Genomic DNA, 12,968 nt, shown 5'->3' on the forward strand with positions numbered 1-12,968 from the left:
GTAGCAGCTGGCGCGCTCGAGACGGCGTATGGAGAGAAGCGAGACCTGTGAGTGCTGCGACGACGCGAAGCCGTACTGCCCGTACCCCCGCGCCCGACCGCCTGTGCGCCGAGGCGGTAGACCTCGCCCGCGCGGCGGCCGAAGAGGCTGCCTCGCCCGGGGTGGTCGGTGAACATGTGTCCCTGGTCTCCGAGGGGGACCGGGTCGTCACTCATTTCTTCGAGTGCAAGGAGCCCGGGTACCGGGGCTGGCGCTGGGCGGTGACGGTCACCAGGGCCTCCCGCGCCAAGAACATCACCCTCGACGAGACGGTGCTGCTGCCCGGTTCCGACGCGCTCCTCGCCCCCGAGTGGGTGCCGTGGAGCGAGCGGCTGCGGCCCGGTGACATGGGACCGGGGGACCTGCTGCCCACGGAGGCGGAGGATCTCCGCCTGGAGCCCGGTTACACCGGCGAGGACGAGCCGCCGCCGAACTCCGTCGAGTCCGAGGAGGCCGAGCTCTCCGAGGATCTGGCCGACCTCGTCGACACGGAGGACGCGGAGCTGACGACGCGGCCGGCGACGACGAGCCGCGGCTCGATCGGCTCGATCGCGGACGAGCTGGGCATGCGGCGTGCGCGGGTGCTGTCCCGGTACGGGCTGCATGTGGCGGCCGACCGGTGGGAAGAGGCGTTCGGCGCGAAGACCCCGATGGCGCAGGCGGCGCCCGCAGCGTGTGACTCGTGCGCGTTCCTGGTCCCGCTCGCGGGCTCGCTGAAGCAGGCGTTCGGGGTGTGCGCGAACGAGTTCGCTCCGGCGGACGGCCGGGTGGTCTCGCTGTCGTACGGGTGCGGTGGGCACTCGGAGGCGGCGGTCATGCCGAAGCCGCCGAAGCCGGCGCCGCATGCGTTGGACACGCTTCAGGTGGACGAGTATCCGTTGCGGCCGGCGCGGGACAGCGGTTCGGTACCGGTGGAGGCGGACGCGTCGCCGGAAGACCTCGGCCACTCCTAGGGCCTGGGGCACGAGTGCGGGGGCGCCGGCCCCTGGGTCCCCGCTTCGTCCTCAATCTCCCCCATTGTCTTAAGGGCATGGGGGACCCCCTCGACGGGCTTGTTTTTGGCTGAGCTCGGCCAAAACCAGCCCGTCCGGCGTTTGAGGACATCGTTTGGGTGTCGCCCGGGCGGGCCGGGGCAGGGGGCAAGTTCAGCCCGTCCGGCGGTTGAGGACATCCGGTCACCCGGGCACGCGCTCCGCGTCGTCCGCGGCGGGCTCGCGGTACCTTCGGGCGCACACTGGCGTCATGGGTACACCTGGTACCCGCAGGACAGAGCGGAGTCAGAGCGTGGGCATGAATGCGACCGAGGGCGCCGATCCGTTCGGAACGGCACGGCTGCGGCGCGGGGTGCTCGATGCCTGGGGCGCCGGCCCCGCCCGGTTCCGTGAGGACGCCAACGCCGAGGAGGACCTCGCACTCGGCGGCTACCGCGACCGCCTCGTCGTCGAGCTGGCCCAGAACGCCGCCGACGCCGCCGCCCGCGCGGGCGTACCCGGCCGGCTCCGCCTGACCCTGCACCCCGCGGCCACCGGCTCCGACGCGCAGGGCACACCCGCCGTCCTCGCCGCCGCCAACACCGGCGCCCCGCTCGACGCGACCGGAGTCGAGTCGCTGAGCACCCTGCGCGCCTCCGCGAAGCGGGAAGGGCACGAGTCCGCCGTCGGCCGGTTCGGCGTCGGGTTCGCCGCCGTACTCGCCGTCAGCGACGAGCCCGCCGTCATCGGCCGGCACGGCGGCGTCCGCTGGTCCCTCCCCGAGGCGCGCGAACTCGCCGGGCAGGCCGCCATCGGCAGCCCCGGCCTCGGGGACGAACTGCGCCGCCGCGACGGCCACGTACCACTGCTCCGGCTCCCGCTGCCCGCCGAGGGAACCGCCCCCGAGGGGTACGACACGGTCGTCGTCCTCCCGCTGCGCGACGGCGGCGCCGAAGACCTCGTCGGCCGGCTCCTCGCCGCCGTCGACGACGCCCTGCTCCTCACGCTCCCCGGCCTCGAAGAGATCGTCATCGAAACCCCGGAGGGCGTACGGGAGTTGCGCCGCTCCCGGCACGGCGCGTACACCCACATCGACGACTCCGCGCGCGGCCTCAACCGCTGGCGCACCGTGTCCGCCCACGGCCCCGTCGAGCCCGCCCTGCTCGCCGACCGGCCCCTCGAGGAACGGCTGCGTCCGCACTGGTCGGTCACCTGGGCCGTCCCCGTGGACGCGGAAGGGGCGCCGCAGTCCCCGCGTACCGCCGCCGTCGTCCACGCCCCGACGCCCACCGACGAACCCCTCGGCGTGCCCGCCCTGCTCATCGCCTCGCTGCCGCTCGACACGGCCCGCCGCCACCCCGCCCCCGGCCCGCTCACCGACTTCCTGGTGCAGCGCGCGGCCGACGCGTACGCCGAACTGCTCGCCGCGTGGCAGCCGGTTTCGGTCGCCACCATCGCGCTGGTTCCCGGGCCGCTCGGCAAGGGCGAACTGGACGGCGCGCTGCGCGGCGCGATCCTGGAGCGGCTGCCCCGTATCGCGTTCCTGGCGCCCGCCGCGCCCCACGACCCGTCCGTCGAACCCGACCAGTGGGACAGCTGGGAAGCCCCCGGCGACGGCGGCCCCGGCCGGACCACCACCGCGCTGCGGCCCATCGAGGCCGAGGTCGTGGAGGGGGTCGGCGCGGAGACCGTGCAGGTCCTCGCCGAGGTGCTGCCCTGCCTGCTGCCCGCAGGACTTGAGCGCCGCACCGAACTGCGCAGCCTCGGCGTCGCCAGGGTCCAGCTGACCGAGGCCATCGACCGCCTCGCCGGACTCGAACGGGACCCGGAGTGGTGGCGGCGGCTCTACGACAGCCTGGCCGGTATCGACCCCGACCGGCTCTCCGGGCTGCCCGTGCCGCTCGCCGGGGACCCCGGGGCGTCGGCCCAGGAGACCCCCCGCACCACCATCGGCCCCCGCCAGGTCCTCCTGCCGCTCCCGGACGCCCTCACCGGTCCCGTCCTCGCCCGGCTGGCGCGCCTCGGCCTGAAGGTCGCCCACCCGGACGCCGCCCACCCGCTCCTGGAGAAGCTGGGCGCCCTGCCCGCGACACCGCGCGCCGTCCTGACGACCCCGCAGGTGCGGGCCGCCGTCGCCGGTTCGATGGACGCGGGCGAGGTGTGGGACGAGGACGCGCTGGACGGCGACGAACTCGCGGAGACCGTCCTCACGCTCGTACGCGACGCGGAGCTCGCACCCGGCGACGAACCCTGGCTGGGCGCGCTCGCCCTCCCCGACGAGGACGGCGAGCCCGCGCCCGCCGGTGAACTCGTCCTGCCCGGCAGCCCGTTCGCCCAGATCATGCGCGAGGGCGAACTCGCCCTGTGCGACGAGGACCTGACGGACCGCTGGGGCGAGCAGCCGCTCACCGCCTGCGGGGTGCTGGCCACGTTCGCTCTCGTGCGGACCACCGACGTGGTCCTCGACCCGGACGAACTGGAGCCCCGCGACAGCGACTTCGCCGAACCGGACGACGCCGGACTCCTCGACGCCGTCGACGTGTGGTGCGAGGACGTGCTCGACCAGCTGCCGGACACCCCGGTGCCGCCGGTCGCCACCGAACTCGTCGCCGTCCGCGACCTGGACCTCGTCGACGACGACGCCTGGCCGCAGGCCCTCGCCATGCTCGCCCGGCCCCCGCTGCGCGACGCGCTGACCCAGCCGGTGCGGGTGCTGCTCCCGGACGGCACGACCCAGTCGGTGCGCCCGTACACCGCCTGGTGGCTGCGTGACCACCCCGTGCTCGACGGCCGCCGTCCGGCGGGTCTGCGGGCGGCGGGCGGTGATCCGCGGCTGGCAGGGCTCTACGACTCCGTCGACGCGACCGGTTTCGACGACGCGCAGGTGCTGTGTGCCCTCGGGGTACGGACATCCGTGGCCGCCCTCCTCGACGAACCGGGCGGCGCGGCCGAGCTGCTGGGCCGGCTGGCGGACGAGGAGCGTCCCGTCGGTCCCGTACAACTGCACTCGCTGTACACGGCCCTCGCCGAACTCGACCCGGACCAGGTCACGTTGCCGGAGGAGCTGCGGGCCGTCGTCGACGACGAGGTACGGGTCGTCGACGCGGCGGACGCGGTGATCGCCGACGCGCCCGACGTACTGCCGCTCACCGCAGGGCTGCCGCTGCTCCCGGTGGCCCCGGCACGCGCGGCCGAACTCGCGGAGCTGCTCCAGGTGCGGCGGCTCGGCGAGACGGTCGAGGCCGAGGTGACGAGCGAGGGCGAGGAGCACCGCGTACCGGATTCGGTGCGGATTCTGCTCGGTGCCGGGACCCCGGACACGTACATCGAGCACGAGGAGCTGCGCGCGGGCGGTGTCGAGCTGGACTGGCGCCGCACCCCGGACGGGGTGGTGCACGCCGCCACGCTGGAGGGGGTCGCGGCGGGGCTGGCCTGGGCGGCGGGGCAGTGGCCGCGCCGCTTCGAGGTGGCGGCGCTGCTGGAGGACCCGTCCCGCACGGAGGAGCTGGCGCGGGACCGCTGGTTCGACTGAGGCGTGTGATCTTCACGCCAGGTACATCAGTCGTACAACCTTTCGGTATGCATATCCGTCTGGTCTATGAGTCAGCAGACTCATAGACCACACGGACCCCGCAGGGTGAGCCACATACCGCGGGGCCCCTTTCTCCACTGGGGAACACATGCGTATTCGTGCCACCGTTGCCGCTGTCTCCGGCGCCTTGGCTCTGTCGGCCCTCGTTGTTCCGGCCGCGCAGGCCGATGACGGCCGCACGTGGTCCAACGACCACACCTTCTCCACGCCGAAGGCGGGCGCCGAGCGTTTCGCCGGTTCGACCGCGGCCGCCGCCGCGGAAGAGCTCCCGGTCTTCACCAAGGCTGTCGTGAACGGCGGCAAGCCGGTCGTCGTGGGTACGACGTCGAAGCAGACGTACAGCCTGGCCATCACGGCGACCCACTCCTCCGGCGTGTCCGACATCTTCGGTTACGTCTGGACCGGCGCGAGCCTCGATGACGAGAACAGCTACGGCATCAACCAGAACGAGGAGAACTCCTCCTGCACGGTGGTCAATGCGACCACCACCACCTGCAAGATGACCGTCACCTTCGACCCGGCCTATCTGATCAACTCGGACTCGGGCACGTGGAAGGTGGGCGCCGCCGCGCTCTCCAACGACGGGCAGATCGGCGACAAGGAGTACATCTCCAAGACCTACCTGCAGCGCTTCTCGAAGCTGACCGCCAACGCCGGCCCCGAGCCCGTGCTGAAGGGCAAGGCCCTCACGGTCACCGGCAAGCTGACGCGCGCCAACTGGGAGACCGGCACGTACATGGGCTACACCAACCAGCCCGTGAAGCTCCAGTTCCGTAAGGCGGGCACCTCCACCTACACGACGGTCAAGACCGTCACGTCGAGCTCCACCGGCACGCTGAAGACCTCGGTCACGGCGTCCGCGGACGGCTACTGGCGCTACTCGTTCGCCGGTACGTCCACCACCCCGGCCGTCTCGGCCGCCGGTGACTACCTCGACGTGCGCTAGCCGACCGGGTAACCAGCAGTACCAGCACTAAGCGGGAAAGCGGCGGCTGACCAGTCGCCAGGCGAATTCCAGGGCAGCCGCCGCCACCACCGCGATCCCCACCGCCATCCAGGGCATGGGCGCACCCACCAGCTTCAGGGCAAAGAAGTCCTGGAGCCACGGCACGACCAGCACGATCAGGAACGCCAGCCCCATCGCCGCGACCAGGCAGACCCTCCACAGGGTGTACGGGCGGGCGATGATCGCCAGGACCCACATCGAGACGAGAAACAGCGTGAGTGTCGCCGCGCTCGTCTCGGCGCTCAGGGCGCCGGTCCCGGCGTAGTAGTGCCGCGCCACCAGGTACGTGGCGAACGTGGCCGCCGCCGCGATGACGCCGGACGGAATCGCGTACCGCATCACCCGGCGTACGAAGTTCGGCCGGGCCCGCTCCTTGTTCGGCGCCAGGGCCAGGAAGAACGCCGGTACGCCGATCGTGAGCGTCGACAGCAGCGTCAGGTGCCTCGGCAGGAACGGGTACTCCACCTGGAAGCAGACGACCAGGACCGCCAGCAGCACCGAGTAGACCGTCTTCGTCAGGAACAGGGTGGCGACGCGGGTGATGTTGCCGATGACCCGGCGGCCCTCCGCCACGACGGACGGCAGCGTCGCGAAGCTGTTGTTCAGCAGCACGATCTGGGCCACGGCGCGGGTCGCCTCCGAGCCCGAGCCCATCGAGACGCCGATGTCCGCGTCCTTCAGCGCGAGCACGTCGTTGACGCCGTCGCCCGTCATCGCGACCGTGTGGCCGCGCGACTGGAGGGCGGCGACCATGTCCCGCTTCTGCTGCGGGGTGACCCGCCCGAAGACCGCGTTCTGTTCCATGGCCGTCGCCATGTCGTCGCGGCCGGTGGGGAGCCGGCGGGCGTCCAGGGTGTGTTCGGCGCCCGCCAGGCCGAGCTTCTGGGCGACCGCGCCGACCGAGACGGCGTTGTCGCCGGAGATGACCTTCACGGCGACGTTCTGATCGGCGAAGTAGGCAAGCGTGTCGTGGGCGTCCGGCCGCAGCCGCTGTTCCAGCACGACGAGCGCGGTCGGTTCGGCCCCGTCGGCGACGTCCGGGGCGTCCAGTTCGCCGTCCGCCCGCGCGAGGAGCAGCACCCTCAGCCCCTGCTCGTTGAGGTGCTCGATCCCGGTGAGCGCCGGGTCCTGCTCGGACAGCAGCACATCGGGGGCGCCGAGCAGCCATGTCGAGGCCCGCCCGTCGTCCTCGGTGAACGCGGCCCCGCTGTACTTGCGGGCCGAGGAGAACGGCAGCGTCCCCGCGCACTGCCACCCGCCGCCCTCCGGGTAGGTGTCGATGATCGCCTGGAGGCTGGCGTTGGGCCGGGGGTCGGACGCGCCGAGTGCACCCAGCACCCGCTGTACGTACGCCTCGTCGGAACCGTTGAGCGGCCGGGTCTCCGTGACGTCCATGCCGCCCTCGGTGAGCGTGCCGGTCTTGTCCAGGCACACCACGTCGACCCGGGCGAGGCCCTCGATGGCGGGGAGCTCCTGGACGAGGCACTGCTTGCGGCCCAGGCGCACGACCCCGATCGCGAAGGCGACGGAGGTGAGCAGGACGAGGCCCTCGGGGATCATCGGGACGATGCCGCCGACGGTGCGTGCCACCGAGTCCTTGAAGTTGTTGTCCTTGACGACGAGCTGGCTGATGATCAGGCCGATCGAGGTCGGCACCATCATCCAGGTGACGTACTTGAGGATGGTGGAGATGCCGCTGCGCAGCTCGGAGCGGACGAGGGTGAAGCGGGACGCCTCCTCGGCGAGCTGAGCGGCGTACGCCTCGCGGCCGACCTTGGTGGCGGTGAACGCGCCGCCGCCCGCGACGACGAAGCTCCCCGACATCACCTGGTCGCCGGGCTGCTTGAGTACGGGGTCGGCCTCGCCGGTGAGCAGCGACTCGTCGACCTCCAGGCTGTCGGCTTCGGCGACGGTGCCGTCCACGACGACCTTGTCGCCGGGGCCCAGCTCGATGACGTCGTCCAGGACGATCGCGGAGGTGGGGAGCTCGGCGGCGGTCCCGTCGCGCCGCACGGTGGGTTTCGCCTCACCGATGACCGCGAGACCGTCGAGGGTCTTCTTGGCGCGCCACTCCTGGACGATGCCGATGCCGGTGTTGGCGATGATCACGAAGCCGAAGAGGCTGTCCTGGATCGGCGCGACGAACAGCATGATCACCCAGAGCACGCCGATGATCAGGTTGAAGCGGGTGAAGACGTTCGCGCGGACGATCTCGGTGACGGAGCGCGAGGAGCGCACCGGTACGTCATTGACCTCGCCCCGCGCGATCCGCTCGGCGACCTCGGCCGTCGTCAGGCCGTTGGTGCGCCGGGCCGACACGGGTAGCCGCATCGGGTGTACGGGGTCGAGTTCCGAGCCGGCATCGATCCGCTGCGTCATGGTTCCGACCGTAAGGGCGGAACGCCCGGTTCACCCCCCGGAGGTGTCGCTTGCCGCGTCTCCGGCGGCTGCCCGCTTGAGGGCGGCTTCGCGGCCCCGTACGTACCAGATACCGATCAGTCCGAGGCCGGCACCGGCCAGCGGCGTCCAGACCCACCAGGTGTGTCCGTGGTCGTCGAACCAGCCGTAGAACGGCAGCTGTGCGAGGAAGAGGACGAACCAGAGGATCGTGCCGCCCGTGATGGTGGCGACGACGGGGCCCTCCAGGGGCTCGGGCGCCTCGTGCTTCGGTGTCCACTTCTCCATGGCCTCAGTGTATGGGGGGCCCTGGTGCGCGAGCCGCCGGGCCAGTCGGCCCAAGGGTCTACGCGCGGAGATAGCGATCTTCGACTTATATATTCATACTGAATCTGCTTAGGGCTGTCTTGAAATATTCGTCAGATCGTCCAAGCGTGACCGCCTTTCATTACCTTCCTTTTCCTACGCACGACTGAGGTCATACATGTCCCCCTCGGCCACCGCTCAGGTCGATTCCGAGCAGCCCCTGGCTCCACAGCCGCAGGGCGGCCTGGACCGGTTCTTCAAGATCTCCGAGCGGGGGTCGACGGTCGCCCGCGAGGTCCGTGGCGGATTCGCCACCTTCTTCGCGATGGCTTACATCATCGTGCTGAACCCGATCATTCTCGGCAGCGCGAAGGACATGTACGGGCACCAGCTCGACAACGGTCAGCTGGTCACCGCCACCGTGCTGACCGCCGCGTTCTCCACGCTCCTGATGGGTGTCATCGGCAATGTGCCGATCGCGCTCGCAGCCGGTCTCGGCGTCAACACCGTCGTCGCCCTCCAGCTCGCCCCCCGGATGAGCTGGCCGGACGCCATGGGCATGGTGGTCCTCGCGGGCATCGTCGTGATGCTCCTGGTCGCGACCGGTCTGCGGGAACGCGTGATGAACGCGGTGCCGAAGTCGCTCCGCAAGGGCATCGCGATCGGTATCGGCCTCTTCATCATGCTGATCGGCCTGGTCGACTCGGGCTTCGTCTCCCGTATCCCGGACCTCGCCCACACCACGGTGCCGCTCCAGCTCGGCAGCGACGGCCACCTCAACGGCTGGCCGGTCCTGGTCTTCGTGCTCGGTTCGCTGCTGACCCTCGCGCTCATCGTGCGCAAGGTGCCGGGCGCGATCCTGATCTCCATCGTCGCCATGACGCTCGTCGCGCTGGCCATCGACGCGATCGCGGACCTGCCGGGCCAGGCATGGGGACTGACGGTGCCGGAGTGGCCGGGCAACCCGGTCGCCTCGCCCGACTTCGGGCTGATCGGTGAGGTCAGTCTGTTCGGCGGCTTCGCGAAGGTCGGCTACCTCACCGGCGTCCTCTTCGTCTTCACCGTGCTGCTGTCCTGCTTCTTCGACGCGATGGGCACCATCCTCGGTGTCGGCGACGAAGCGAAGCTGATGGACAAGGACGGCAACTTCCCCGGCATCAACAAGGTGCTGTTCGTCGACGGCATCGCCGTCGCCGCGGGCGGTGCGAGCTCCTCCTCTGCGTCCACCTGCTTCGTGGAGTCCACGGCGGGCGTCGGTGAGGGTGCCCGCACCGGGCTGGCGAGCGTCGTGACCGGTCTGCTGTTCTCGGTGGCTCTGTTCCTGACGCCGCTGGCGACGATGGTCCCGTCGCAGGCGGCCACCCCCGCGCTGCTGGCGGTCGGCTTCCTGATCCTGGCGGGCTCGGTACGGGACATCGACTGGAGCGACTACACGCTCGCGGTCCCGGCGTTCCTCGCCATGATGATGATGCCGTTCACGTACTCGATCACCAACGGCATCGGTATCGGCTTCATCGCGTTCTGTGTGCTGCGGCTGGCCGCCGGCCGTGGCCGCGAGGTCCCGGTGGCCATGTATGTGGTGTCGGCGGTCTTCGTCTTCTACTACCTGATGCCGGCGCTCGGACTCACGTAACCGGCAGGTTCTCGCTTCACCCCTACGGGGCGGATCTCCGTTTACGTGACCCGGTCGGCCGGGTCCGCGTGGCGGGAGTCCGCCCCGTAGAACTTTTCCGTCTCGTCGACGGCCGCTTTGAAGCGTTCGTCGAAATCGTCGCGGACGAGCGTCTGGACCACGTAGTCCTGGACGCTCATTCCCCGTCTGGCGGCGTGCTGCCGGAGCCGGTCGAGCAGCTCACCGTCTATCCGCAGGCTGAGCACTGTCGATCCCATGGGAAGCAGGGTTACGTCCCCGAGGCCCCCTTGACGTCACTTTCCGGATTCGGCTCACTCGTTCGGGTGATCAGATTCTTGGTTGCGTACGGCCAAGTGGTCTTTAGCGTAGGTAATGAGGTAAGCTAACGAACATGCCTGACCTGATCCACGGCGGCGACAGTGCGGCCGCCGTGAGCTCCCTTCGCTCCGCCGTGATGCTGCTGAGCCGACGTCTTAAGCACCAGCGCGTCGACGAGTCGCTGAGCCCCACCGAAATGTCGGTGCTCGGCACTCTCGCCCGCTGCGGTTCCGCCACCCCCGGTGAGCTGGCCCGCAAGGAGCACGTACAGCCTCCGTCGATGACCCGCATCGTCGCGCTGCTGGAAGCCAAGGGACTGGTCCGGCTGGAGCCGCACCCCGATGACCGTCGGCAGAAGAGGGTCAGCCAGACCGAGCAGGCGGAAGCCATGCTCGAAGAGAGCCGCGCCAAGCGGAACGTCTGGCTCACCCATCTTGTCGAGGGCCTGGACGAGGACGAGTGGGCGACGCTGCGGGCAGCAGCGCCCGTACTGGAGAAGCTCGCTCACCTGTGACCCACGGGCGCCACCGGACCACCGCCGGAGCGCCCGCTGTCACGTCCCCGTCACGCAGAACGCCGTATACGCCCGAGGAGGCGAACCCTTTTGAGTACGGGATCCGGAGCAGACTCCGCCCCCGCACCGACTTCCACCCACGAGAGCAAGCCCGGCGGGACCTTCTCGTCGCTGAAGATCCGTAACTACCGCCTGTTCGCCACGGGCGCCGTGATCTCCAACACCGGTACCTGGATGTCCCGCATCACGCAGGACTGGCTCGTCCTGAGCCTCACCGGTTCCGCCACCGCCGTCGGCATCACGACGGCGCTGCAGTTCCTCCCGATGCTTCTCTTCGGTCTGTACGGCGGTGTCATCGCCGACCGCCTCCCGAAGAGGCAGATCCTGCTCGTCAGCCAGGCCATGCTCGGCCTGTGCGGTATCGCGCTGGCCGTCCTCACCCTCTCGGGCGCCGTCGAGGTCTGGCACGTCTATCTGATCGCCTTCCTGCTCGGCATGGTCACCGTGGTCGACAACCCGGCCCGCCAGTCGTTCGTCTCCGAGATGGTCGGCCCCGCGCAGCTGCGCAACGCGGTCAGTCTGAACTCCGCGAACTTCCAGTCCGCCCGGCTGATCGGCCCCGCCGTCGCGGGTGTCCTGATCACGACGGTCGGCAGCGGCTGGGCCTTCATGTTCAACGGCCTTTCGTTCCTCGCCCCGCTCGTCTGCCTGCTGATGATGCGGGCGAGCGAGATGCACGCCTCGGTGACGGTGCCCCGCGCCAAGGGCCAGCTGAGGGAGGGCCTGCGCTACGTCTCGGGCCGCCCCGAGCTGATCTGGCCGATCGTCCTGGTCGGCTTCGTCGGCACGTTCGGCTTCAACTTCCCGATCTGGCTGACCGCCTTCGCGGACGAGATCTTCCACGGCGGCGCCGGGATGTACTCGTTCTTCAACATCCTGATGGCGCTGGGCTCCCTCGCCGGAGCACTCCTCGCCGCCCGCCGCCGCTCCACCCGGCTGCGGATGCTGGTGGTCGCGGGCAGCGCGTTCGGTCTCCTGCTGATCACCGCGTCCCTGTCCCCGTCCGTCTGGATGTTCTCGCTGCTGCTGGTCCCGATCGGCATGCTCGGCCTGACGACGAACATCACCGCGAACACGAGCGTCCAGATGGCCGCCGACCCGGAGATGCGCGGCCGGGTCATGAGCCTCTACATGATGGTGTTCGCCGGGGGTACGCCGGTGGGCGCCCCGATCGTCGGCTGGATCAGCGACGCCTACGGTGTCCGGACGGGCATGGCGGCCGGCGGTGTGTTCTCGCTGCTCGCCGCACTGGGCGTGGGCTTCGCCCTGGCCCGCGTGGGCGGCCTGCGCCTGCAGGTCGACCTGCGCCCGGGCCACCCGCACGTACGGTTCGTACCGCGCGAGCAGCTGGCCACGGCGGCGTGACCACGCGAAACCGCCCTCCTCCCGTCCGGGAGGGGGGCGGTTTCGCATATCCGGAGAACGCCGGTCGGCCGCGACTGCCAGACTCCGCGCATGAGACTGTTCGCCGCCGTCCTGCCGCCCGCCGAGGCCGTCGAGGAGCTGTACCGGGCCGTCGTCCCCGTCCGGGCCCTCCCCGGGGCTGTCAACCTTCGCTGGACCGCCCGGGAGAGCTGGCACTACACGCTCGCCTTCCTCGGCGAGGTGGACGAGGAGCTGCTGCCCGAGCTGTACCGGCGGATGGAGCGCGCCGCCCACCGCACCGACCCCTTCCCGCTGCGCGTCCACGGTGTCGGGCGGTTCGACGGGCGGGCGCTGTGGGCCGGGGCCGCGGGCGGGCTCGACACCCTGCGGCTGCTCGCCGAGCGCGCCGACGCGGCGGCCCGGAGGTCCGGGGTGCCCATGGAGGAGCACCGCCGCTACACCGCGCACCTCACGCTCGCCCGCAGCCGCGTCCCGGCCGACCTGACCCCGTACACCGCCGCGCTCGACGGCTTCGAGGGGATGCACTGGGAGGCGGACGAGCTGAGTCTCGTACGCAGCCGGCTGCCCGTGGACGGGGTGCCGGGGGAGCAGCCGCGCTACGACGTCGTCCGGGCCTGGCCACTGGGACGCTGAGCGGTGCGGTTACGCTCGATGGGTGGACCCGAAGACCAGAAACCGCATCATGGCCGCCGTGCTCGTGCTCATGTTCGTCGTCGTCGCCGTGGCGGCCGCCGTCGGAGGATGAC

The 12,968-nt window shown here is 70.7% G+C and carries 10 protein-coding genes; 7 read left to right on the forward strand and 3 right to left on the reverse strand.

The window, feature by feature from the left end; all coding sequences use genetic code 11:
- Positions 1-47 precede the first annotated feature (47 nt).
- The 3 genes from ACFT7S_RS36095 (at position 48) to ACFT7S_RS36105 (ending at position 5,548) form a co-directional block, all read left to right on the forward strand.
- On the forward strand, positions 48-992 hold the full coding sequence (locus ACFT7S_RS36095) for a DUF3027 domain-containing protein (protein ID WP_382739918.1): 945 nt from the start codon (positions 48-50) through the stop codon (positions 990-992).
- Positions 993-1,329: 337 nt separating this feature from the next.
- Positions 1,330-4,542, forward strand: a complete 3,213-nt coding sequence (locus ACFT7S_RS36100) for a sacsin N-terminal ATP-binding-like domain-containing protein (protein ID WP_382739920.1) — start codon at positions 1,330-1,332, stop codon at positions 4,540-4,542.
- A gap of 148 nt (positions 4,543-4,690) precedes the next feature.
- Positions 4,691-5,548, forward strand: a complete 858-nt coding sequence (locus tag ACFT7S_RS36105; RefSeq protein WP_382739923.1) for a DUF5707 domain-containing protein — start codon at positions 4,691-4,693, stop codon at positions 5,546-5,548.
- Between the two features lie 27 nt (positions 5,549-5,575).
- On the opposite strand, the gene ACFT7S_RS36110 is transcribed toward ACFT7S_RS36105, so the two are convergent.
- Together ACFT7S_RS36110 and ACFT7S_RS36115 are read right to left on the reverse strand one after the other, a co-directional pair.
- Positions 5,576-7,987 (reverse strand): HAD-IC family P-type ATPase, encoded by a 2,412-nt coding sequence (locus ACFT7S_RS36110; RefSeq protein WP_382739926.1) that lies wholly within the window; start codon positions 7,985-7,987, stop codon positions 5,576-5,578.
- Positions 7,988-8,017: 30 nt separating this feature from the next.
- On the reverse strand, positions 8,018-8,293 hold the full coding sequence (locus ACFT7S_RS36115; RefSeq protein WP_382739929.1) for a DUF2530 domain-containing protein: 276 nt from the start codon (positions 8,291-8,293) through the stop codon (positions 8,018-8,020).
- A gap of 196 nt (positions 8,294-8,489) precedes the next feature.
- Between ACFT7S_RS36115 and ACFT7S_RS36120 the strand changes: the two genes are divergently transcribed.
- Positions 8,490-9,944: an NCS2 family permease gene (locus ACFT7S_RS36120; RefSeq protein ID WP_382739931.1), complete on the forward strand. Its 1,455-nt coding sequence runs from the start codon at positions 8,490-8,492 to the stop codon at positions 9,942-9,944.
- Between the two features lie 41 nt (positions 9,945-9,985).
- Here ACFT7S_RS36120 and ACFT7S_RS36125 read toward each other — a convergent pair whose 3' ends face one another.
- Entirely contained in the window at positions 9,986-10,201 is a 216-nt protein-coding gene (locus tag ACFT7S_RS36125) for a hypothetical protein (protein ID WP_382739933.1), read from the reverse strand.
- A 134-nt stretch (positions 10,202-10,335) separates the two neighbouring features.
- On the opposite strand from ACFT7S_RS36125, the gene ACFT7S_RS36130 reads away from it, so the two are divergent.
- The 3 genes from ACFT7S_RS36130 to thpR all read left to right on the forward strand — a co-directional run bounded on the left by ACFT7S_RS36130 (position 10,336) and on the right by thpR (position 12,855).
- Positions 10,336-10,776 (forward strand): MarR family winged helix-turn-helix transcriptional regulator, encoded by a 441-nt coding sequence (locus ACFT7S_RS36130; protein WP_382739936.1) that lies wholly within the window; start codon positions 10,336-10,338, stop codon positions 10,774-10,776.
- Positions 10,777-10,866: 90 nt separating this feature from the next.
- Positions 10,867-12,201 carry an MFS transporter gene (locus ACFT7S_RS36135; protein ID WP_382739940.1) on the forward strand — a complete coding sequence of 445 codons (1,335 nt, stop codon included), beginning with the start codon at positions 10,867-10,869 and terminating at the stop codon, positions 12,199-12,201.
- Positions 12,202-12,291: 90 nt separating this feature from the next.
- Positions 12,292-12,855 (forward strand): RNA 2',3'-cyclic phosphodiesterase, encoded by a 564-nt coding sequence (thpR, locus tag ACFT7S_RS36140; protein WP_382739942.1) that lies wholly within the window; start codon positions 12,292-12,294, stop codon positions 12,853-12,855.
- Positions 12,856-12,968: the final 113 nt, after the last annotated feature.

This window comes from Streptomyces sp. NPDC057136 (genome assembly GCF_042670885.1).
Classification (GTDB): domain Bacteria; phylum Actinomycetota; class Actinomycetes; order Streptomycetales; family Streptomycetaceae; genus Streptomyces.